Source organism: Pseudoduganella sp. GCM10020061 (assembly GCF_042683405.1).
GTDB lineage: Bacteria > Pseudomonadota > Gammaproteobacteria > Burkholderiales > Burkholderiaceae_D > Telluria.
In genome coordinates this window covers 284437-306609 of record NZ_JBHUJS010000001.1, presented here as the reverse complement: position 1 = coordinate 306609, position 22173 = coordinate 284437, and the positions used below count along the sequence as shown (strand labels likewise).

14 protein-coding genes and 1 tRNA gene are annotated in these 22173 nt (G+C 68.0%); 7 read left to right on the top strand and 8 right to left on the bottom strand.

All coding sequences use genetic code 11. The features are described from left to right. Positions 1-29: 29 nt before the first annotated feature. Positions 30-623 carry a hypoxanthine-guanine phosphoribosyltransferase gene (locus ACFSQR_RS01335; protein ID WP_377727233.1) on the top strand — a complete coding sequence of 198 codons (594 nt, stop codon included), beginning with the start codon at positions 30-32 and terminating at the stop codon, positions 621-623. Between the two features lie 189 nt (positions 624-812). Beyond that, positions 813-3131, top strand: a complete 2319-nt coding sequence (locus ACFSQR_RS01330) for a putative bifunctional diguanylate cyclase/phosphodiesterase (protein WP_377727230.1) — start codon at positions 813-815, stop codon at positions 3129-3131. Here the strand turns inward: ACFSQR_RS01330 and ACFSQR_RS01325 are convergent. Genes ACFSQR_RS01325 through ACFSQR_RS01315 form a run of 3 tightly spaced genes read right to left on the bottom strand, consistent with a single transcriptional unit; the run spans position 3115 to position 4648 of the window. Beyond that, complete coding sequence (locus ACFSQR_RS01325) at positions 3115-4035, bottom strand: MBL fold metallo-hydrolase (RefSeq protein ID WP_377727227.1); 921 nt, start codon at positions 4033-4035, stop codon at positions 3115-3117. The two genes, ACFSQR_RS01330 and ACFSQR_RS01325, sit on opposite strands and share 17 nt — an antisense overlap. Further along, a complete protein-coding gene (locus tag ACFSQR_RS01320) occupies positions 4032-4211 on the bottom strand; it encodes a DUF1289 domain-containing protein (protein ID WP_377727225.1) in 180 nt (59 codons plus the stop codon). Before ACFSQR_RS01320 ends, ACFSQR_RS01325 begins: the two co-directional genes overlap by 4 nt. A gap of 11 nt (positions 4212-4222) precedes the next feature. After that, on the bottom strand, positions 4223-4648 hold the full coding sequence (locus ACFSQR_RS01315; RefSeq protein WP_377727222.1) for a thioesterase family protein: 426 nt from the start codon (positions 4646-4648) through the stop codon (positions 4223-4225). 67 nt (positions 4649-4715) lie between these two features. On the opposite strand from ACFSQR_RS01315, the gene ACFSQR_RS01310 reads away from it, so the two are divergent. Beyond that, complete coding sequence (locus ACFSQR_RS01310) at positions 4716-5642, top strand: alpha/beta hydrolase family esterase (protein ID WP_377727219.1); 927 nt, start codon at positions 4716-4718, stop codon at positions 5640-5642. Here ACFSQR_RS01310 and ACFSQR_RS01305 read toward each other — a convergent pair. Both ACFSQR_RS01305 and ACFSQR_RS01300 read right to left on the bottom strand, forming a co-directional pair. Next, the gene (locus ACFSQR_RS01305) at positions 5639-5905 is read right to left on the bottom strand and encodes a SemiSWEET transporter (RefSeq protein WP_377727216.1); all 267 of its coding nucleotides are present in this window, start codon (positions 5903-5905) and stop codon (positions 5639-5641) included. The genes ACFSQR_RS01310 and ACFSQR_RS01305 overlap by 4 nt on opposite strands. Positions 5906-5978: 73 nt before the next feature. Further along, a complete protein-coding gene (locus ACFSQR_RS01300) occupies positions 5979-6206 on the bottom strand; it encodes a cysteine-rich CWC family protein (RefSeq protein WP_377727214.1) in 228 nt (75 codons plus the stop codon). Between the two features lie 113 nt (positions 6207-6319). On the opposite strand from ACFSQR_RS01300, the gene argB reads away from it, so the two are divergent. Both argB and ACFSQR_RS01290 read left to right on the top strand, forming a co-directional pair. Further along, entirely contained in the window at positions 6320-7243 is a 924-nt protein-coding gene (gene argB / locus ACFSQR_RS01295; protein WP_377727211.1) for an acetylglutamate kinase, read from the top strand. Positions 7244-7277: 34 nt separating this feature from the next. Then, positions 7278-7352 (top strand) — tRNA-Thr (locus ACFSQR_RS01290). Between the two features lie 19 nt (positions 7353-7371). On the opposite strand, the gene ACFSQR_RS01285 is transcribed toward ACFSQR_RS01290, so the two are convergent. The 3 genes from ACFSQR_RS01285 to ACFSQR_RS01275 form a co-directional block, all read right to left on the bottom strand. Continuing rightward, positions 7372-8274, bottom strand: a complete 903-nt coding sequence (locus tag ACFSQR_RS01285) for a TraB/GumN family protein (protein WP_377727208.1) — start codon at positions 8272-8274, stop codon at positions 7372-7374. 64 nt (positions 8275-8338) lie between these two features. Further along, positions 8339-15469 carry an Ig-like domain-containing protein gene (locus tag ACFSQR_RS01280; protein WP_377727206.1) on the bottom strand — a complete coding sequence of 2377 codons (7131 nt, stop codon included), beginning with the start codon at positions 15467-15469 and terminating at the stop codon, positions 8339-8341. Between the two features lie 33 nt (positions 15470-15502). Then, entirely contained in the window at positions 15503-20944 is a 5442-nt protein-coding gene (locus tag ACFSQR_RS01275; protein ID WP_377727203.1) for an Ig-like domain-containing protein, read from the bottom strand. A gap of 244 nt (positions 20945-21188) precedes the next feature. Between ACFSQR_RS01275 and ACFSQR_RS01270 the strand changes: the two genes are divergently transcribed. Together ACFSQR_RS01270 and ACFSQR_RS01265 are read left to right on the top strand one after the other, a co-directional pair. Continuing rightward, a complete protein-coding gene (locus ACFSQR_RS01270; protein ID WP_377727201.1) occupies positions 21189-21659 on the top strand; it encodes a phage tail protein in 471 nt (156 codons plus the stop codon). 12 nt (positions 21660-21671) lie between these two features. Beyond that, entirely contained in the window at positions 21672-22172 is a 501-nt protein-coding gene (locus tag ACFSQR_RS01265; protein ID WP_377727198.1) for a phage tail protein, read from the top strand. Position 22173: the final 1 nt, after the last annotated feature.

The window sequence follows — 22173 nt, the reverse complement described above, 5'->3', positions numbered from 1 at the left end:
GGCGCGCGGTTTGCGGGATAATTGTCACCATGACGACACCAGACAGCACCACCCTGCAGGGTTTCCACCATGAGCGCGCACGCGCACTGTTAGCCAACGCCGAACCGGTTTGCGACGAGGCCACCGTCAGGGAGGCCGTGGCCCGCGTGGCGCGCACCCTGAACGAGCGCTATGGGGACCCGGACGAAGCGGCCTTCCCGCTGGTCCTGGGCGTGATGGGCGGCGCGGTCGTATTTACCGGCCAGCTGCTGACGCAGCTGTCGTTCCCGCTCGAATTCGACTACATCCACGTCAGCCGCTACGGCGACGACGACAAGGGCGGCGAAGTGGTGTGGAAGGTCATTCCCCGCTCCAACGTCACCGGCCGCACCGTGATCGTGGTGGACGACATCCTGGACGAGGGCGAGACGCTGGCCCACGTCAAGCAGCGCCTGCTCGACATGGGCGCGAGGGAGGTCGTGATCTGCGTCTTTGCCGACAAGGACCTGGGCCGCGCCAAGCCGGTGCAGGCCGACATCGTCGGACTGACCATCCCGAACAAGTTCGTCGTCGGATTCGGCATGGACGCCTACGGTTACTGGCGCAACCTGCCGGGCCTGTGGGCCATCACCCCGGAAGCCTGATCCCTCCCCCGCAGTCCCTGTAGCCCCGCGCAGGCCGGGCTCCATGCCGGCCGGCGCAACGCCGGCTGACGCACTCGCGCACGCAGCCGGTAGGGTCGGCGTCCTATCGTGCCTGCCGGACTCGGCCATGGATTTATACTGGACGCGCATTCCCGCAGTTTGTTTTCTGCGCGCCACATTCCAATCACAATGCCGACCAAGCCCACGCCAACCCTGGTATCGAGACTGTACACGCCGCTGGCCATCACCCTCGCTTACGTGGCCGGAGCGGCGTTGTGGATCACCGTGTCCGACCGCGCGCTGGAACACATCCTGAACGACCGTGGCGACCTGGCCCTGGCCGGCACTGCCAAGGGCTACCTGTTCTGCGCCCTCACCGGCCTGCTGCTGTATGGCCTGCTGAAGGCCTGGGACGCCGCGCGCCGGTCGGCCACCGAGCACGCCCAGCACGTCCAGGAACGCCTCGAGCGGGTACTGTACGGATCGAACGACGGCTGGTGGGATACCAACGTGCAGACCGGCGAGCGCTACTACTCGCAGCGCTGGTACGAAATGCTCGGCTACCGCCGGGGCGAACTGGAGACCGGTCCGGATCTGTGGCTGTCGCTGGTGCATCCGGACGAACAGCAGCAGCTGCGCGAGCGCTTCCGCCGCGACCTCGAGGGCGACGCCAGCGCGGACCAGTTCGAGCTGCGCATGCGGCACAAGGACGGCCACTACATTCCGATGCTGGCGCGCTTTTCGATCCTGCGCGACGCCGAGGGGCGCGCGGTCACGGTCTCCGGCACCAACACCGACCTTACCCAGCACAAGGCCGCCCAGCAGCGCCTGCTGCAGGCGGGCGCCGTGTTCGACACCACGCGTGAAGGCATCATCGTCACCGCCCCCGACGGCGAGATCCAGATGGTGAACCGCGGCTTTACCGCGATCACCGGCTACCCGGAGCACGAGGTGCTGGGCAAGGAGCCATCGCTGCTCAGCTCCGGCCGCCACGGCGCCGCGTTCTACGACGAGATGTGGCGCTCGCTCGCCACCACCGGCTACTGGCGCGGCGAGATCTGGAACCGCCGCCGCAACGGCCAGGTCTATCCCGACTTCCTGAGCATCAGCGCACTGCGCGACGAAGCGGGCCGTATCCTCAATTACGTGGGCGTGTACGCGGACATGTCGGGCATTCGCGACGCCGAGGAGAGGCTCGACTTCGTCGCCCACCACGACCCGCTCACCCGCCTGCCCAACCGCCGCATGATGACCGCACAGATCGGGCACCTGCTGCACACGGCGCAGCGCGAGCACCTTTCCTTCGCAGTGCTGCAGCTCGACCTGGACCGCTTCAAGGACATCAACGAAAGCTACGGCCATGCGCTGGGCGACGAGCTGCTGGTGCAGGTCGCGGACACGCTCAGGCATTGCGTGCGCCAGTGCGACACGGTGGCGCGCCCGGGCGGCGACGAGTTCTGGGTGGTGCTCGAAAAGATAGGTCAAGAGGAGGACGCGGCGCGCGTGGCCAACGACATGATCGAACGGCTCGGCAAGGAGTGGACGCTGTCGAACGGGGCACGGGTGCGCACCGGCGTCTCGATCGGCATCAGCCTGTATCCGCAGCACGGCAACAGCACCAGCGACCTGCTGCAGCATGCCGACGCGGCCATGAACCTGGCCAAGAACGAAGGACGCAACTGCTTCCGCTACTTCTCGGAACACCTGACGCGCACCGCGCGCGAACGCATCGAACTGGAGACCGAGCTGCACCAGGCCATTCCGCGCGGCGAACTGTGCGTGCATTTCCAGCCGCAGGTGAACATCGCGAGCGGCAGCATCACCGGGGCCGAGGCGCTGGTGCGCTGGCAGCATCCGCTGCGCGGAATGATCCCGCCCGGCAGCTTCATCCCGATTGCCGAGACCAGCCATCTGATCTGCGAGGTCGGCCAATGGGTGCTGAACGAAACCTGCAGGCAGGGCCGCGCCTGGCTCGACAGCGGGATGCCGGAGCTGACGCTGGCGGTGAACGTGTCGCCCCGCCAGTTCAATACCGCGGGATTCACCGCGCGCGTGCGGCAGGTGCTGGAGGAGACCGGTTTCCCGGCCCACTGCCTGGAGCTGGAACTGACCGAAAGCGCGCTGATGGAGCGGGGCGAGCGCGCCATCGCCAACCTGGCCGGCCTGCGCGAGCTGGGCGTGCGCCTGGCGATCGACGATTTCGGCACCGGTTACTCGTCGCTGGCCTACCTGAAGAACTTCCCGCTCGACGTGCTGAAGATCGACCGCAGCTTCGTCAAGGATATCCCGCAGCATCAGGACGACATGGCGATCGCCTCGGCCATCATCGACATGGCGCACACGCTAGGCTTCCGGGTGCTGGCCGAAGGCGTCGAGACCAGCGAGCAGCTGGAATTCCTGGAACGCCAGGGCTGCGACTGCTACCAGGGCTTCTACAAGGGCAAGCCGGTGCCGGCGGAGGAGTTCCTGCAGATGTATTCGGAGTGCGACATCAGAAGTCGCGGTTGACCAGCACCCCGTCTTCCACCCTGGCCGCGCCCGCGCGGCGCAGCGTGTACACCACCCAGTCGGCCAGCTCCTTCGCGTCCTGCGCGAAGAAGCGGCGGCGCGCGCCGGCCAGCACCGGCACGTTCTCGAACATCGCATACACCTCGTCCATCGGGATGCGCTGGCGCTCCAGCAGCAGGAACTTGAGCAGCACCTTGACGCCGTTCTGCGCATTGCGCAGCGGGTCGGCCGCCAGGTAGTCGACCCGCGCCAGCGCGCGCGCGCAGGCGGCCCTGACGTCGCCGAACGGCGCACCGTGCCCGGGGATCGCGATGCGCGCGTCAAGCGAGTCGATCAGTTGCAAGGTGGCGCGCGCGTCGGCGAAGCCATCCTCGCCATCGAGCTCCGGGAAGATCACGCCGAAGCCGTTCTCCCACAACGCATCGGCCGAAATCACGATCCCTTCGCGCTCGCAGAAGAACACCAGCGATTCGAAGTGGCCGGGCGCGGCCAGCGCGCGCCAGCGCATGCCGCCCAGCTCCAGCTCGTCGCCCGGGGAGAGCGTGCCGGTGGCGCTGAAGCGTTCGCACGACTGGCCCGTCTTGCGGAAGCTGAGCGCATCCTCGTCCCAGGCCGCAACTGCGGCGCTCTCGGCCTGCGGCACCAGCACGCGGCTGCCGAATTCGCGCTGCAGCAGCGCGTTGCCGCCGCAATGGTCCGAATGCAGGTGGGTGTTGACGATCAGGTCCAGCTTGCGATCGCCCAGCGCGTGGCGCACCAGCGCCAGCGTCTGCGGCGCATGCGCCACGTAACCGGTGTCCACCAGCGCGGTCTCGGGGCCGGTGAACAGGACGTTGTTGGACGACAGCCAGCCGCGTTCGAACACCCGCATGGTGGCGGGCAGATGGAGTTCCTGGTGGTTCATTTGAAATCGATGGCGTCTTCGCGCGCGCGGATCTGTTCCCACACGGCGCGCTTGTACTGGTCGCTGGCCTGGCCCCACGACACGATCTCGTCGATCGTGCGCATGCAGCCGCGGCAAAAGCCGGTGGCCTGGTCCATCTCGCAGAGGTTGATGCAGGGCGATGGTACGGGTGTCATCTGCTCGGGTTTCACGGCTGGCCCGCCTTCCTGCGCGCCAGCTTTGCATTGAATTTATCGGGATCGATTACGCAGCGCTCGTGGGTGCCGCCGGCGATCCGCCCGGCGTCGTCCCATGCCTCGACGCGGAACTTCACGCGCCGCCCCTCCACTTCCAGCACTTCGCCTTCGATCCGCAGCACGGCGCCCGGCGGAGACGGCGCCACGTGCTCGAAGTCCACGCGGGTGCCCAGGCTCTGCTCGCGCGGCCAGTCCATGTACGGCATCATGCCGTGGATGCACGCCAGCTCCATCATGCCGACCATGTAGCCGGTCGCAAGGACGTCGGGCATGTCGAGGCAGAATGGGGTATCGTGGTACAGCTGCGGAACCGTGGCGCGGACAGGCACCGTGACCGTCCATTCGAAGCGCAGGCCGGGCCTGAAGTCGGGGCTCATTGCGATAGCTGCAAAAAACCGTATTATCTCACCCGGCGCCGGCACGTGCACGGGGCAGGAGGAAACCATGGATGTCGTTTCAAAAATTGCAGCGCTGGCCTTGTCCCTCGCGGGCACCGGCGATCCTGGCGCCTTCACCGACGCGGTGTATGCGAACGCGGCTGGCGAGCGCGCCTACAAGCTGTATGTGCCGGCCGGCCCGCGCCAGCGGCCGATGCCGCTGGTGGTCATGCTGCACGGTTGCGCCCAGCAGGGCGCCGATTTCGCGCGCGGCACCCGCATGAACGCGCTGGCCGAGAAACACGGATTCCTGGTCGCCTATCCGGAGCAGTCGCAAAAGGCCAACCCGCAGCGCTGCTGGAACTGGTTCAACGCGACCGACCAGAAGCGCGACAGCGGCGAGCCTTCCATCATCGCCGGCATCACCCAGCGCGTGGCGAAGGAACACGGGATCGACAGCAAGCGCATCTACATCGCCGGCCTGTCGGCGGGCGGCGCGATGGCCGTCATCATGGGCAACCTGTATCCCGAACTGTATGCCGCCGTCGGCGTGCACTCGGGACTGCCTTTCGCGGCGGCCGACGACCTGCCGTCCGCGCTGGCCGCGATGAAGGGCGAGTACGCGCGTCCGCGCAAGGGAGGCGCGCCGCTGCCGGTGATCGTATTCCATGGCGACCGCGACGCCATCGTCCATCCCGTCAATGCTGCCGAGGTGGTGCTGCAGGCAACCCAGCGCGCGCCGGCCTTCGCATCGGTGGCGCCGGGAGCGGCGCTGGCGGCAAGCGTTGCAAAGGCCGATGCCGGCAACGGCAACGGGCGCAGCTACACGCGCACCGTGCACAGGCGCGGCGGCGACCAGGTGCTGGCCGAGCAGTGGCTGGTGCATGGGCTGGGGCATGCCTGGTCGGGCGGCGATCCGGAAGGGAGCTTCACCGACAAGGACGGGCCTTCGGCCAGCGAGGAAATGCTGCGCTTCTTCCGGGCCGTGCGCTAGCCGCGGCGGCGGCGCTCGAAGTGCCACTTCATCAGCAGCACGCTCGAGGCCAGCACCAGCGTCATGCCGTTGGCCAGCACCACCGGCAGCGAGCCGATATGCAGTCCGTACAGCAACCACAGGGCCACGCCGGCGATGAAGATCAGGTACATGCCGGTGGAGACGCCGTCGGCGGAGCGCGTGCGCCATACCAGCATCACTTGCGGGACGAAGGAAAAGGTGGTGCAGGCCGCGGCGGCAAAGCCGAGATGTTCGGGATTCACGTGGGGATCGGGGTCGGGAATAATGCAAACGCGATTGTAAACCAAGCGCGCTCGCGGCGCCGTCGCCACCCTGCTAAGGCGTTTTCGCTGCTGGCGCCTCGGTATGGTTCCCAGCCTGCGCGGAGATGACCGCCTTCAGGCAGCCGGGGCAGAGGCAGCTCGCATCCGGGCCGGGCAGCGGCATCGCCGGAGGCAGCGCGGTGCACCAGCACGGCCCGTCCAGGCCATCGGCCATGGCGCAACCGAACGCCGCGCCGCAGCGGCTGCAGTTGCTGGTACCGGGATTTTCAGTTGTGTCCATAACAAGCGCAGCCTAGCGGAACAACCCTTAAAATACAACAGCAGGCCATATAATGGCTAAACAGCCCGGCTTGTGCCGTAAAATCTCGCAAATTTTTAATTTCTACCCGAGCCATGACACCTCTGAACCCATTATCTCCTGAGCCGAATAACGACCTGGCCTCGGTATCCCCGCAGATCAAGGCGCAGATTCTGGCAGAGGCGCTGCCGTACATCCGCAATTTCCATGGCAAGACCATCGTCATCAAGTACGGCGGCAATGCGATGACCGACGAGCGCCTGAAGCACGGCTTCGCACGCGATGTCATCCTGCTCAAGCTGGTCGGCATGAATCCGGTCGTGGTGCACGGCGGCGGACCGCAGATCGACAATGCGCTCAAGAAGATCGGCAAGACCGGCACCTTCGTGCAGGGCATGCGCATTACCGACGAAGAAACGATGGAAGTGGTCGAGTGGGTGCTGGGCGGAGAGGTCCAGCAGGACATCGTCATGCTGATCAACCACTACGGCGGCCAGGCAGTGGGCCTGACCGGCAAGGACGGTGGCCTGATCCGCGCGCGCAAGATGTCGATGCCGGACAAGGAAAAGCCGGGCGAATTCCTCGACATCGGCTTTGTCGGCGAAATCGAGGCGATCAATCCCGCTGTGGTCAAGGCGCTGCAGGACGATGCGTTCATCCCGATCATCTCGCCGATCGGCTTCGGCCAGGATGGCCAGGCCTACAACATCAATGCCGACGTCGTCGCCGGCAAGATCGCGGAAATCCTGAAGGCCGAAAAGCTGATCATGATGACCAATATCGCGGGCGTGCAGGACAAGAAGGGCAACCTCGTCACCGACCTGTCGGCGCGCGAGATCGACGAGATGTTCGCGGACGGTACGATCTCCGGCGGCATGCTGCCGAAGATCTCGTCGGCGCTCGATGCTGCCAAGTCCGGCGTCAATACGGTGCACATCATCGACGGACGAATCGAGCATTCGTTGCTACTTGAGGTATTGACCGAACAGGCTTTCGGCACTATGATCCGGTCTCACTGAAATTTTCGGGGCTGGAAAGCCCCGTTTATTTTGCGCCCTTGTAGCTCAGTGGTAGAGCACTCCCTTGGTAAGGGAGAGGCCACGTGTTCAATCCACGTCAAGGGCACCACTCCCCTCCCGTACTGTCCTCAGTACACCCGCTCCACCTTGATTCCCTTCGCGCGCAGCAGTTCCGGCACGCCGCGCTTGCCCAGCAGGTGAAGCACGCCCACTGCAGCAACGCTGGATTTTTCGCGCTTGAGCAGGGCCGCCAGCTTGTCCGCCATGCCGGCGTTGCGTTCGTTGAGCAGCACCTCGCGGAAGAAGCGCGCCGACCTGGTGTCCTCCTGCTCCAGCATCGTCAGCACACGGTCCAGGCCCGCGTCGTCGGAGTTCTCCCAGGCCGCCATCATCAGGCGCACTTCCTTGTCCTGCTTGCCGTTTTCGACCGCTTCCACCGTCTCTTCCAGCATCTTCTGCTGGTCCTCGGGACTCAGCCGGTCGAACAGGGCCAGTTGCGCGCCCACCGATTCCAGCTCCTCGATCTTCACGTTCCTGGCCCGTGCGCTGCGCGCCAGGTAGGAATCGACCGCCAGGTCCGGGCGGAAGCCGTGCAGGCCGAATTCGCCCACCGCCAGCAGCGTCGCCACCATCCACGGCTTGAACGCCAGCGCCGACTCGTTCATGTTCACGCGCTTGAGGGCGCGCGCCAGGCGCTCGCGCGCTTCCGGCTTCATTGCGCTATAGGTGGTGCTGCCCGGCGCCAGCATGCCGTACTGCTGCATGGCGCGCATGGCTCCCTCCATGTCGCGCTCCGCATCCACTTCCAGCGCCAGCACCGAGGCATTCGCCAGCGCGGCCTCGATGCGCGGCTCGAGCGGGAAGAAGCCCGGCGTACCCACGTGGATGGTGCCGTACAGGTACATGGTGTTGCCGTTGGCCTCTGCGCGGAACAGTGCCCCGCGCTCGCGCGTTTCGGCGGCGCTGGCGAGCGTCGCGGTGAACAGCAACAGCAACAGGCCGGTGAACAGGTTGGCAACTTGACGACGCATCACTTCCTCCTCAGATTGGGTTGCCCATCTTAACCCGCCGCTCCGGCCGCTGCCATGCGCGCGATCACAACAGCCAGATCCCGTCCATGCCGAACTGCGCGGCCACCACGCCATCCTGTTCGATCCACTGCGCCACCAGTTCGGCACGCGTATGGGTGGCCAGGAAGTCCTCCCACGCCTGCATCCCGCCTGCAGCCGCGGCGTCCAGTCCCGAGTTGGCGTACAGCGCCTGCACGAACGCCGCATCGTCCATGCTGCCGTAGCGGGCCTGGAACTCGTCGGTGGCCGCAAAGAACTGCGCCAGCTGCGCCGGGCTGGCGTCCAGGCTGAGCCACCAGCTGAGCCCTGCCAGGTCGCCGGCGCGGTCGAACACGGCCTGGTACAGCAGGCCCACCGCATTCAGCCGCGCCTGCCCGGCATCGAGGAAGGACAGGTCGATGCTGCCATCGCCAAACTCCGCCGCCTCGATTCCCAGGAGCGTATCGATGTCGCCGGTCGCCACGTGCGAGACGCGCACGATATCGTCCGCCCCCACCAGGATCCGGTAGTCGGCGCGGTTGCCGCTGAAGACGGCCGTGTCGAACCCGTCGCCGCCCACCAGCTGGTCGTTGCCGGCGCCGCCGGACAGGCGGTCGTCGCCGCTGCCGCCGAACCAGCCGCGCTCCTCCGCCAGCACGGCCTGGCCGACCTTGTAGCCGTCCGCCGTGCGCACGCCGTCGCGGTGCTCGGTGCTGAGCGCCACGGCCATCAGCACGTCGGTGCGCGTGACGCCACTGTTGCCGGCCAGCGCCGCCATCCAGAACGCCAGGCCGTCATCGTCGACCTCGCGGCCGAGCAGGTCCTGGTACATCCCGCGCACGAAGGCTTCGTCGCCGGCCTGGCCGAGCGGCGTGCTGCCCCACTCGGCCGAGCGCAGCACCCCGGCCGCGACATCGGACAGGCTGACGCCTGCGCGCGACCAGAACGACAGGCCGCCCAGGTCGGGCGCCCGTCCCAGCGCCGCGTACAGCAGCGCCACGCCGACCACCTGCTCCGCATTCGCCGCCAGGAAGGCCAGCTCCGGCAACGCCGCGTCCAGTTCGCCCGCCTGCACGGTTTCGGTGCCGCTGGCGGTGAATACCGCGCCACTGTGGCGTGCGCTGATCGCGCCGCTGGCCGACACGTAGAAGTCCCAGCTGCCGGTGGTACTGCGCCCGCCATTGAGGATGTCGTTGCCGGCGCCGCCGGAGACGGTATCGTTGCCGATGCCTCCCACCACCAGGTCGTCGTCGTCGCCGCCGTCGAGCTGGTCGTTGCCGCCCGCGCTGCCGATGAAATCGTTGCCGGCGCCGCCGGACAGGGTGTCGTCCTCCGCACCCAGGTAGATGTTCTGCGAGCCGCCGTCGCCCACCACGTAGTTGCGGCCTTCGCCGCCCAGCAAGCGCATGTCGCCCACCACCGCGGCAAAGTCCACGTTATCGAGCTGCACCGCGACGCCGGCCGGCAGCGCGCTGCCATCGATCACCAGGGCGATCGCCGGACTGCCGCCGGCCGCCGGCGCGCGCCCCGACACCACGATTTGATTGCCCGGCGTGCCGCCCGGATCGGCGAACAGCTGGACCGTATGCGATTCGACCTGCGTGCTTTGTCCAAGGCTGCCGAGGAAGCTGCTGCCCGCGCCCGTCATGTCCAGCTGTGTCGCGGAGCCGCTGCCGGTCCGGCTTTCGATGCGGGCGACCAGGTCGAGCAGCGCCTGTGAATTGCTGAGCAATGCCGACGGGCCTTCGGCCTGCAGGCCGGCTCCCACCGGCAGGCTGACCATCAGCGAGGTGCCGCCACCGGCGGGCAGGCCGACCGGGATGTCGGCCAGGCCGCTGTTCGGCGTGGCCGGATCGTCCTGCCGGTTGGCGCCGGCGGAGGGGATCGTGATGACATTGCCGGTAAGGCCGGTGGCGGGAAGTGTGACTTGCCCGGTGTAGGTGTCGACGCCATCGACGGTAACCCGGGCGCTGTTGGCCGGGACCACCGTGTAGGGGGTCGACACCGCGTAGCCGGAACCCGGGTTGCCGGCCTGGTTCGCGACGCCGGCCATGTCGAGCTTGACGTAGCCGGGCAGTGCCCCCCGCGCGCCCTGCACGGCGCTCGCGGTCAGGGTCGCCGTCCAGATGGTGCCGCCGTTCAGGCTCGACAGGCCCGACAGCGAACCGCCGATCACGGACAGGTCGTTGATATCGAATCCGCTGACCGCTTCCGAGAACTGCACCGTGACCAGCGCGGTCTCGCCTGGCGCCAGGATCTTGTCGCCGACCCGGACGATCGCGGTCGGGCGCACGGTGTTCACCGTGTAGTTCGCGGATGTGCTGGAGCCCAGGCCCGGCGCACCGCTCGCGTCGCGCACGCTGGAATGCGCCAGCGCGATCACATTGGTGGCATCGGCGGTGGACACCGACGGCAGCAGGGTCGCAGTCCAGGTACGGCCGCCGTCGGCGCTGGTCAGGCCGCTCAGCGACCCGTTCGCCACATTCAGGTCGGACGCCGTAAAGCCGCTCACGCGCTGGTTGAAGCTGATCGTGACCGTGGCCGTCTCGCCGGCCTTCAGCTCGGAGTCCGACAGCGTAATAACGCTGCGCAGCCCGTTCGTGGCCACCGAATAGTTGGCCGATTCGCTGGTCCCGCTGCCCGCGTTGCCGGCCGCGTCGTTGACGCCGGCGTGCGACACCGAAACCACATTGCTGGTGTCGGAAACGTTGAGGGCCGGGGTCAGCTGCGCGGTCCAGGTGCGCCCGCCATCGCTGGAGGCGAGCGCGCCAAGGGTGCCGTTGGCCACGGTGATATCCGCGGCATCGAATCCGGTGACCGCTTCGCTGAAGGTGACCGTGACGGTGGCGGTCTCGCCGAACACCAGTGTATGGTCGCTCAGCGTGACGGTCGCTGTCGGTCCCGTGGTATCGAGCGTGAACGCCAGCGGCGCACTGGCCGGACCCGTATTGCCGGCCAGGTCCACCTGGCGCGCGATCACGGCATGGGCACCCTCGCCCTTTACCAGGATCTCGTTGCCGCTGCCCGCTGTCCAGCTGGCGCCGCCGTCCCGGCTGTATTGCCACGATGCGCCCGGCACGATGCCGTCGACGCGCACGGTACCCGCATTGGTGATGCCATCGGCCGCCCCGCTATCGGCGGCAAGCGCCAGCGACAGCGCTGGGGGCGCGCTGCGGTCCACCGTCAACGTCGCCGTGCCGGAGCGCACGCTGGCATTGCCGGCGGCGTCGGTGGCGACGGCGGCAACCGTCGCGGCGCCTTCGGGCATGCCATGGACCGTGATCGTCCAGCTGCCGCCGGTCGCGACCGCGCTGCCCAGCGGTGCGCCGCTGGCCGCGTCGACCAGCACGACCGTGCAGCCCTCCTCCGCAGTACCCGTGAAGGTCAGCGCAGTGGCGTTGGTGACGCCGTCCGTGGAAGACGATCCGCTGTCCGAACCTGGCGCCAGCACCGGCGCGGAAGGTGCAGCCGGGGCCAGAGTATCGAACCGCAGCGTGGCCAGACCGGCGCCGCCCGCATTGCCTGCGGCGTCCGTGTAGCTGGCGTTCGCGACCGAGATGGCGGCGCTGCCGCTGGCGCCAGCGGTTGGCGTGAATACCGCCGTGCGCACGTTGCCTGTGCCGGCCAGGGCGCCGAGGGTGCCGCCGCTGACGACGATATCGCCATGCCCGAAGCTGTCGCCCGGATCCTCGCTGAAGGTGAACGTGATGACGGCCGTTTGGCCGGCCTTCAGCGACGCGCGGTCGCTGCTCACAGCGACGGCAGGGGCAAGCGTGTCGATCGCCAGCACCGCGGCGGCTCCCGGCCCGCCCGCGTTGCCCGCCGCGTCCTGGTATGCGCCCGCCGCGACCGCGATGCTGGCCGCGCCTCCGTTCAGGTTTGCAGCAGGCGTAAAGATCGCCGTGCGTACATTCCCGGTACCTTCAAGCCCTCCCAGCGTGCCGCCGCTGACGTTGATATCGCCGGCGCCGAAACTGGCGCCCGGATCCTCGCTGAACGTGAATGTGATGACCGCAGTCTCGCCAGCCTTCAATGCTCCAGCGCTGCTGGTAATGGTAAGGGTCGGCGCGCGCGTATCGAACACCAGCGCCGGCAGGCTGGCGCCGCTGCCGGCGTTCCCTGCGGCGTCGGCGTAGGCCGCGGCGGCAACCGAAATACTGGCGCTGCCGCTGCTGTCAGCCAGCGGGGTGAACACCGCCGTGCGCACACTGCCGCTGCCGGACAGCGCGCTTAGCGTGCCGCCTTCCACCTGCACGTCGCCCAGCGTAAAGCTGGCCCCCGGGTCGTCACTGAAGGTGAAGGTGACCGTCGCCGTCTGCCCCTGCCTGAGCGCAGCGGTGTCGGCGCTGATCGCCAGCCCCGGCGCGGACGTGTCGACCGTGATGGCGCTCTGCTCCGACGGCGCGCTGGCATTGCCGGCGGCATCGGTGGCGCGGGCCGTAACGGTATGTATTCCGTTCGCCAGCGGCGACGTGGTGATGGTCCACCTGCCGCCGCTCGCGACGCCGGTGCCGATCACGGTGAAGCCGTCCGAATCGTACAGCGTCACGGTGGCGCCGTTTTCCGCGGTGCCGCTGAAGGTCGGCGTATTGTCGGCGGTCAGTCCATCGCTCGCCAGGTCGCCGGTATCGCTGCCGGCGGAAAGGACCGGCGCGGACGGCGCAAGCGGAGCCAGCGTGTCGAAGGTCAGCACCGGTGCGGATGCACCGCCGCCCGCGTTGCCTGCCGCGTCGACGTAGCCGCCTGCCACGCTGATGCTTGCCGTTCCATGCTGTGTATTGGCGTCCGGGGTGAACATCGCGGTGCGCACGTTGCCGGTGCCGGTGATGGCGCCCAGCGTCCCCCCCATGACCATGATGTCGCCGGCACCGAAGCTCGCGCCTGGGTCCTCGCTGAAGGTGAACGTGATGCGGGCCACCTGGCCTGCCGCCAGCGCCGTTGCGTTACTGGTGATGGCCAGGGTTGGCGCCAGCGTATCGAACACCAGGGCGGGCGCGCTCGCACCGCCACCTCCGTTGCCGGCGGTATCCGTGTAAGCACCGGCGCTCACCGAGATGCTCGCCGTACCGGCGTTCACGCCCGCCGCCGGCGTGAACACGGCGGTGCGCACGTTGCCGGTTCCCGTCAGGGCGCCCAGCGTGCCGCCGCTCACCGCGATGTCGCCCGCTGCGCCATCCCACGCGAACGTCGTGCCGGGATCCTCGCTGAAGGTAAAGGTGATGGTTGCAGTCTCGCCCGCCTTGAGCGCGCTTGCGCTGCTGGTGATGGCCAGCGTCGGTGCGCCGGTATCGACCACGAGCGCCAGGCCTGCCGATGCCGGCCCCACGTTGCCAGCCACATCCGTCGCGGTTGCGGTAATGGTGTGGTTTCCCGCGGCAAGCGCAGGCGAGGTGATCGACCAGTTGCCGCCTACGGCGACTGCGCTGCCGATCGCGGTGGCGCCGTCGTACAGGGTGACGGTCGCGCCCTCCTCCGCGGTGCCGGTAAAGGTTGGCGTGGTGCGGTTGACGATGTTGTCGCTGCCCGACACGCCGGTGTCGTCGGCAGCCAGCAGCGCCGGCGCGGACGGCGCCAGCGGCGCCAGCGTGTCGAACACCAGTGCCGGGCCATTCGCCGCTGCACCGCCATTGCCGGCTGCATCCTGGTAGGAACCGCCGGCGGCCGAAATCGATGCGGCGCCGCCGTTCACGCCGGCGGCCGGCGTGAATACCGCGGTCCGGATTGTCCCGGTACCGGCAAGCGCGCCCAGCGTACCGCCGGTGACAACCAGGTCATCGCTGGTGAACGTCGCACCCGGGTCTTCGCTGAAGGTAAACGTGATGGTGGCGGTTTCGCCCGTCTTGAGTGCAGCCACGTCGCTGGTGATGGCCAGCGTCGGCGCCAGCGTGTCGAAGGTCAGCACCGGGGCCGTCGCGGAGGCTCCGTTGTTGCCGGCCGCGTCGGTGTATGCGCCGCCAGCCACGCTGATGCTCGCGCTGCCGCCATTGGTGCCGGCAGCAGGCGTGAACGTCGCTGTCCGCACCGCGCCGGTACCGGCCAGCGCGCCCAGCGTGCCGCCGCTGACCACGATGTCCTCCCACGCAAACGTGGCGCCCGGATCCTCGCTGAACGTGAACGTGATGGTCGCGGTTTCGCCCGCTTTCAGCGCAGATGCGCTGCTGGTGATGGACAGGGTCGGGGCCGATACGTCGACTACCAGCGCCTGCTCGCCCGACGCAGCGCTGACATTGCCTGCCGCATCGGTGGCAGTGGCGACAAGGCCGTGCGTGCCCTCGGCAAGGTCTGTCACGATGATTGACCAGGCGCCTAGCGCGTCGGCGGTGGCGCTGCCGGCCAGTGTCGCGCCATCGTACAGCCTGACCGTGGCTCCCGCTTCGGCGGTGCCGTGGATCGTGACCGTGGTGCGGTTGGTGACGTGGTCGGAGCCGGAGACGCCGGTATCGTCCACGCCTAGCAGCACGGGAGCGGACGGCGCCGCTGGCGCCAGCGTGTCGAACGCCAGCGCCAGCGCAGCCGCGGGCGCGCCCGCATTGCCGGCCGCGTCCGACCAGCTGCCCGACGTCACCGCGATGCTGGCTGCGCCGCCGTTCATGCCGTCGGCCGGCGTGAATACCGCGGTGCGCGTCAGTCCCGTGCCGCCGAGGGCGCCCAGGGTACCGCCGCTGACCGTGATATCGCCCGCGTCGAACGATGCGCCCGGGTCTTCGCTGAAGGTGAACGTGATGGTGGCAGTTTCGCCAACCGCAAGGGAAGTCCTGTCGCTCGTGACCGCGACAACCGGCACAAGCGTGTCGAACGCAATCGCCGGGCCGGCGCCGGCAGCGCCGCCGTTGCCGGCCGCGTCGGCATACGCGCCGGAGGCGATCGCGATCCCGGCGGTGCCCGTATTGGTGTCCGCGGCCGGCGTGAAGACCGCCGTGCGCACGGTTCCGGTCCCCGAAATCGCGCTTAGCGTGCCGCCCGTCACCACGATGTCGCCGGAGCTTCCGTCCCACGCAAACGAAACGCCCGGATCCTCGCTGAACGTAAACGTGATGGTCGCGCTCTCGCCAGCCTTGAGCGCGGACCTGTCGCTCGTAATCGCGACGGTCGGCGCCAGCGTGTCGAAGCTGAGCGACGGCGTAAGGCCAGCGCCGCCAGCGTTGCCGGCGGCGTCGACGTAGGCGCCTGCCGCCACCGTGATGGTGGCGGTGCTGGCGTTGGTGGCAGCCTACGGCGTGAACGTTGCGGTTCGCACATTTCCCGTGCCCGCGAGCGGTCCCAGCGTGCCGCCGGTGACGACAACATCACCGCCGGTAAACGTCGCACCCGGGTCTTCGCTGAAGGTGAACGTGATGGTGGCGGTTTCGCCCGCCTTGAGTGCCGCCACGTCGCTGCTGATCGCCAGCGTCGGCGCGAGCGTGTCGAAGACCAGCGACGGCGCGGCACCCGCGCCGCCTGCGTTACCCGCCAGGTCCTGATAGGCTCCCTGCGCCACCGTGATGCCGGCCGCGCCGCTATTGGTGCCGGCAGCAGGCGTGAACGTCGCGGTTCGAACCGCGCCGGTACCGGCCAGCGCGCCCAGCGTGCCACCGCTGACCACGATGTCCTCCCAGGCAAACGTGGCGCCCGGATCCTCGCTGAACGTGAACGTGATGGTCGCAGTTTCGCCCGCTTTCAGCGCCGGCGCGCTGCTGGTGATGGACAGCGAAGGTGCGGCGTTGTCGATCGTGATGGCGAGCGGCGCGGACGCCACACCCTGGTTGCCCGCGGCATCGGTGGCGCGGGCAGACACCATGTGGGAACCGGCTGCGAGTTCCGATGCCGTGATCGACCAGGTACCGCCGTTCGCCACGCCGGTACCGATCACGGTGACGCCATCGCTGCCGTACAGCGTGACGGTGGTGCCCTCTTCCGCGGTGCCGGTGAAGGTCGGCGTGGTGTCGGAGGTCACCTGGTCGCTGCCGGAGGCGCCGGTGTCGCTGGAGGACGCCAGCGCCAGCACTGGCGCGGATGGCGCAAGTGTGTCGAACACCAGCGCGGGCGCTGCGCCGGATCCGCCGGCGTTTCCGGCCGCGTCAGTGTAGGCGCCCACCGCCACGCTGATGCTTGCGGTCCCGGTGGCTCCCTCGGCTGGCGTGAATGTCGCCGTGCGGATGTTGCCTGTTCCGGACAGCGCACCCAGGGTCCCGCCTGCAACCACGATGTCGGAGGTATCGAAACTCGCGCCGGGATCTTCGCTGAACGTGAAGGTGATGACTGCGGTATCGCCGATCTTCAGCGCGCTGCGGTCCGCCGTGATGGCGAGCGACGGCGCGCGGGTATCGAATGTAATCGACGGCGTGGCGCCCGCGCCTCCGGCGTTGCCGGCAGCGTCTGTGTACGCGCCGTCTGCGACGCTGATGCTGGCGGTGCCGCCGTTGCTGTCCGCGGCCGGCGTGAAGGTTGCCGTGCGCACCATTCCGGTACCGGACAGCGCACTCAGGGTGCCGCCGCTCACGGTGATGTCGCCGCTGGCGCCGTCCCAATGGAAGGACGCACCCGGGTCCTCGCTGAACGTGAAGGTGATGACGGCAGTCTCGCCGGCCTTCAACGCCCCTCGGTTGCTGGTGATCGCCAGTGTCGGCGCAGACGTGTCCACCGTGATGGCCTGGACCGGGCCTGCCGCGCTGACGTTGCCAGCCGCGTCGGTCGCCGTGGCCGACACGGAGTGGGTGCCGTGCGCGAGGGCCGAGGCCGTGATCTCCCACTCGCCGCCGGCGCTGGCCACGCCGGTGCCGATCACGGTGGCCCCGTCGTACAGCGTGACGATTGCTCCCGCTTCGGCAGTGCCGCTGAACACCGGAGTGGTGGCATTGGTCACATTGTCGGAAGCGGAGTCGCCGGTGTCGTGTACCGCCAACAGGTCTGGCACGCCTGGCGCGTCAGGCGCCAGCGTGTCGAACGCCAGCGCCGGCGTGGCGCCGGCTTCGCCCCCGTTTCCTGCGGCATCGGTGTACCGGCCGCTGGCAACCGTGATGCTGGCGGTACCGCCATTCACGCCCGGTGCCGGTGTGAACACCGCGCTGCGCGTATTGCCGCTGCCTGCCAGCGCACCCAGGGTGCCGCCGGACACCGTGATGTCGTCGAGCGTGAACGTGGCGCCCGGATCTTCGCTGAAGGTGAATACGATGGTCGCAGTCTGCCCTGCCCGCAGCGCTGCCGTGTCGCTGCTGATCGCCAGCGTCGGCGCCAGCGTATCGATCTGGAGCGCGAGTGCACCGCTGCCGCCCGCATTCCCTGCAGCGTCCACATACGCGCCGGCGGCCACCGCGATGCTTGCGCTGCCCTGGCTCGCCGCCGCCGGCGTGAACACGGCCGTGCGCGTGGCGCCGGTACCGGACAGCTCGCCCAGGGTACCGCCGCTGACCACGATGTCGCCAGCGGCAAAGCTGTCGCCCGGGTCTTCGCTGAAAGTGAAGGTGATGACGGCGGTCTCGCCGGCTTTCAATGCACTTGCGCTGCTGGTGATCGCCAGTACGGGCGCAGACCTGTCCACCATCACCTCGAGTGCGCCTGATGGCGCGGAGACATTGCCCGCGGCGTCCGTGACCACGGCGGTGATCGAATGCATGCCCGCTGTGAGCGATCCGGCCGTGATCGACCAGGTACCGTCGATGGCCACGGCGGAGCCGATTTCGCTTGCGCCGTCATACAGCCTGACCAGCGCGCCGCTCTCCGCGGTACCGGTGAAGTCATGGGTCGTGCCCGCGGTGAGGTTGTCGCTGTCGGAGGCGCCGCTGTCGCTCGCGCTGGCCAGGTCTGGTGTGGAGGACGCTGCGGGCGTCAGTGTGTCAAAGGTCAGCGATGGCGAGGCGCCCGCGCCGCCTGCATTGCCCGCTGCGTCCGTGAAGGCGCCGGCGTCGGCGCTGATGCTGGCTGTGCCGACGTTGGTGTCCGCCTCGGGCGTGAAGACCGCGGTGCGCACGGTGCCGGTGCCGGACAGCGCGCTCAGGGAACCACCGCTGACGGACAGGTCGCCGCTACTGCCGTCCCAGTAGAACGTGGCGCCCGGGTCTTCGCTGAACGTAAACGTGATGAGCGCGGTCTCGCCGGCCTTGAGCGCGGACATGTTGCTGGTGATGGTGAGCGTGGGCGGCAGCGTGTCGAACACGAGCGACGGTGTTGCGCCCGCTCCGCCGTTGTTGCCCGCCGCATCCGCGTAAGCACCTGCGGCCACCGTGATGCTGGCCGTGCCGTTCGCATTCGCTGCCGGGGTGAAGGTTGCGGTGCGCACCGTACCGGTGCCGCTGATGGCCGATAGCGTGCCGCCGCTGACCACCACGTCGCCCGCGCTGCCATCCCAGGTGAACGATGCGCCCGGGTCCTCGCTGAAGGTGAAGGTGACGATGGCGCTCTCGCCGGCCTTGAGGGCGGGCTTGTTGCTGGTGATGGCAATCGTCGGCGCCGTGCTGTCGATCGTGACGCTCAGCGCCGCCGACGCTGCGCCGGTATTGCCGGATGCGTCGGTGGCGACCGCCGTGATGCTGTGCGTTCCCTCTGCCAGCGTGCCCGCGGTGATGGTCCAGTTGCCGCCGCTGTCCGCCGTGCCGCTGCCGATCTGTGTGGCGCCCTCATACAACTTGACGGTCGCCCCCGCTTCGGCAGTGCCCGTGAAGCTCGGCGTGCTGTCCACGGTCACGTTGTCGGTGGTCGAGCTTCCGCTGTCGCTTGCGCTGGACAGGTCGGGCATGGAGGGCGCGGCCGGCGGCGTGCTGTCGAGCGTGACCGTGATGGCGGGTGAGTTGGCGGCGCCGCCCGCGTTCCCAGCCGCGTCGGTATAGCTGCTGGCCTTGACCTGCACGCTGGCCGTGGTGGTGCTGCCATCGGCTGTGAAGGTGGCGGTGCGCGTAGTGCCGGTGCCGGTGATGGCGCCCAGCGTGCCCCCTGCGACCACCAGGTCGCCGTTGCTGCCGTCCCAGCTGAAACTCGCTCCCGGGTCTTCGCTGAACGTGAAGGTGATGGTGGCGGTCTGGCCCACGAAGAGCGCGGTGGAGCTGCTGCTTACCGATACCGTCGGCGCCCTGGTGTCGAAGACCAGGCTGGGCGTGGTCCCGGCGCCGCCATTGTTGCCGGCGACATCCGTGAACCTGCCGGCGGCAACGGTGATCGAGGCAGTGCCGCCATTCGTGTCCCCGGTAGGGGTGAAAATGGCGGTGCGCACGGCGCCGGTGGTGGTCAGTGCGCTCAGCGTACCGCCGCTGACGACGATATCGCTCGCGTCGAAGGTGGCGCCCGGATCTTCGCTGAAGGTGAAGGTGATCGTCGCCGTCTCGCCCGTCTTGAGCGCGGACTTGTTGCTGGTGATCGCCAGGGTGGGCGCCGTGTGGTCGAACGTGACCGTCAGCGCCGTGCTGAGGGGGCTGGTGGCGCCGCTTGCGGTTTGCTGGGCATACACCTGGTAGCTGCCGTTCAGGCCGAGGGTGGACAGGCCGGTGACGGTCCAGCTGCCGCCCACTACCGTGGCGGTGCCGCGGACATCGGTCCCGGCGTCGTAGGCGCCGTTGCCGTTCACGTCGATGAAGACCGCGACCGTCGCGCCAGTCGTGCCGGTCCCGGTAAAGTCGATCGCATTGGCGCTGGTGATGTTGTCGGTGCTGCTGGTGCCGGCGTCGCTGGTGGCCTTGAGGTCGGCCGCACTTGGCGGAGGGGCCGCCACATTATCCACCGTGAACGCGTCGAGCGTCAGGTCCCATGCTCCCCCGGCTTCTGTCGAAAGAACATTGATGGTGACGTCGAAGCGGATGAGGCCGGTCATGTCGCTGAAATCGTCGGGAACAGTCGCCGTCGACGAATTCGTCGCGAAATCGATGACCGCGGTGGCAGTGCCGCCGGCCGCCTTGTACCCGGTGATCGCGATCTGGAAGTGCGGGAAATTGTCGAGCAGCTTCAGGAAGGTCATGCCCCTCAGGTCGAAACTGCCGACCGAGCTCCCGTCCGCGGAGATGGTAAAGCTCGCGCTCCTCGCGCTTGAGTCGATATAGATGCCATCCGCGAGCGGGTCCGGATCGCCCACGACCGCTACCGAGGAGGTGAGGGTAAAGCCGGGGACGAACAGGCCGGGCGAGCGCTGCGAGGTGTCGGTGACGTCCTTGACCGCCAATGCCAGCAGGGTGTCGAGGCTCCTGGTGGCCGCGGCATCGAATGTGCCGCCGGCCGTCACGTCACCGGCGTGGTATTCGAGCGTCCAGTCACCGCCGCGCTGCCATCCGCCGCTCGGGCCGGTGGAGGCGGCCACGTCCGCCCCGGTCGCCCGCGCCAGCTGGCCCACGAACTGCGCGCCCTGGGCGTCGGCGCCCACGTCGCAGCCGTACAGCAGGATGTCGCCATCCGCAGCCAGCGCGCTGCCGATCCTTTCCAGCACGTCGCTGTAGGCGGCAATGTTGCCATTGCCCAGCGTGACACTGCCCATGTCCAGTGCGCCGCGCGCGCCGTGGCCGATCACATGCAGCGCTTCGATGCCGCTGCGCCCCGCCAGCACGGCGGCCATCTGCGCAAGCCCGTCCCGGGCAGCGTCGAGGACGTGGACTTCGACGCCCGCGTGGAACGCCGCAACGAGCTCGGCGTAATTTTCGACATTATTGAAGACGAAAGCGACTTGCTGAGCGGGCTGCTGCGAGATCTGGATGTCCATAGGCGCCGTAGGAGAGGATGGAAGGGGAAAGTAAGAATGCACTGACAACCAACAGTCAGCTACGTTAGTCCTGTAGCAGTCGCAAATCAATACCAATAGGAAAAAATTCTTTGGATATAGTTACTTTTGGTGAATATCGGGCTGGGGATGTCTGAAATAATCGATCAGCTCGCCGACCGGCGCGCACCGTCCACGAAAGAGGAGGAACAAGCAAATGTCAGAAGCCTATCTCGGCGAAATTCGAATGTTCGCCGGAAATTTTGCGCCGCAGGGCTGGGCGCTGTGCAATGGCCAGGTACTCTCGATTGCCGATAACGACGCGTTGTTTTCCCTGATTGGCACCACCTATGGCGGGGACGGCATGTCCACGTTCGGCCTGCCCGACCTGCAGGGCCGCGCGCCCTTGCACATGTCGTCCGCGCACCCGATAGGAGAACAGGGTGGGACGGAAACGGTGACGCTGACGCCCAACCAGATGCCGGTCCACACGCACGGCGCGAACGCGAGCCCGAACACTGCGGAGTTCGCCAGCCCGGCCAACAATCTCTGGGCCAAGTCGGCGTACAGCTCCTATTCCAGCAGCGCGCCGGACGTGGCGATGAACACGAACTCGCTCCTGGCAGTCGGCGGAAACCAGCCGCACGAGAACATGATGCCTTCGTTGGCGATCACCTACATCATCTGCCTGAACGGGATCTACCCGTCCTTTAACTGAGGGGAGCGAAGCATGTCGGATCCATTTATCGGTGAAATCAAGATCTACCCGTTCAACAGGGTGCCGCGCGGCTGGGCTCCCTGCCAGGGCCAGCTGCTCCCGATCAACCAGAACCAGGCGCTGTACTCCCTGCTCGGCAACGTGTACGGGGGCGACGGCCGGACCACGTTTGCCCTGCCGGACCTGCGCGGCCGCGTGGCGATCCACGTCAGCAACACGATCCCGCTTGGCGCCATGCAGGGGGAAGAGACCCACACCCTGACCGTCAACGAGATGCCGCAGCACGCGCACCAGGTGTTCGCATCGGAGGCCACCGCTTCCAGCCCGGACACCGCGGGAGGCAGCTGGGCCAGCGCGGAAAGCATGTGCTACAACCCGCCAACCACGGTCGTGCCCATGAACCCGGCCGCGATCGCGACGGCCGGTGGCAGCCAGCCGCACCCGAACATGCAGCCCTACCTCGCGATGGCGTTCTGCATCGCCACCCAGGGCATTTACCCGCCACGGAACTAAG

What these genes read in the sequence shown, in the direction of transcription:
- ACFSQR_RS01335 (WP_377727233.1), top strand. Translation starts at nt 30, where the DNA reads ATGACGACACCAGACAGCACCACCCTGCAGGGTTTCCACCATGAGCGC.
- ACFSQR_RS01330 (WP_377727230.1), top strand. Translation starts at nt 813, where the DNA reads ATGCCGACCAAGCCCACGCCAACCCTGGTATCGAGACTGTACACGCCG.
- ACFSQR_RS01325 (WP_377727227.1), bottom strand. Translation starts at nt 4,035, where the DNA reads ATGAACCACCAGGAACTCCATCTGCCCGCCACCATGCGGGTGTTCGAA.
- ACFSQR_RS01320 (WP_377727225.1), bottom strand. Translation starts at nt 4,211, where the DNA reads ATGACACCCGTACCATCGCCCTGCATCAACCTCTGCGAGATGGACCAG.
- ACFSQR_RS01315 (WP_377727222.1), bottom strand. Translation starts at nt 4,648, where the DNA reads ATGAGCCCCGACTTCAGGCCCGGCCTGCGCTTCGAATGGACGGTCACG.
- ACFSQR_RS01310 (WP_377727219.1), top strand. Translation starts at nt 4,716, where the DNA reads ATGGATGTCGTTTCAAAAATTGCAGCGCTGGCCTTGTCCCTCGCGGGC.
- ACFSQR_RS01300 (WP_377727214.1), bottom strand. Translation starts at nt 6,206, where the DNA reads ATGGACACAACTGAAAATCCCGGTACCAGCAACTGCAGCCGCTGCGGC.
- argB (WP_377727211.1), top strand. Translation starts at nt 6,320, where the DNA reads ATGACACCTCTGAACCCATTATCTCCTGAGCCGAATAACGACCTGGCC.
- ACFSQR_RS01285 (WP_377727208.1), bottom strand. Translation starts at nt 8,274, where the DNA reads ATGCGTCGTCAAGTTGCCAACCTGTTCACCGGCCTGTTGCTGTTGCTG.
- ACFSQR_RS01275 (WP_377727203.1), bottom strand. Translation starts at nt 20,944, where the DNA reads ATGGACATCCAGATCTCGCAGCAGCCCGCTCAGCAAGTCGCTTTCGTC.
- ACFSQR_RS01270 (WP_377727201.1), top strand. Translation starts at nt 21,189, where the DNA reads ATGTTCGCCGGAAATTTTGCGCCGCAGGGCTGGGCGCTGTGCAATGGC.
- ACFSQR_RS01265 (WP_377727198.1), top strand. Translation starts at nt 21,672, where the DNA reads ATGTCGGATCCATTTATCGGTGAAATCAAGATCTACCCGTTCAACAGG.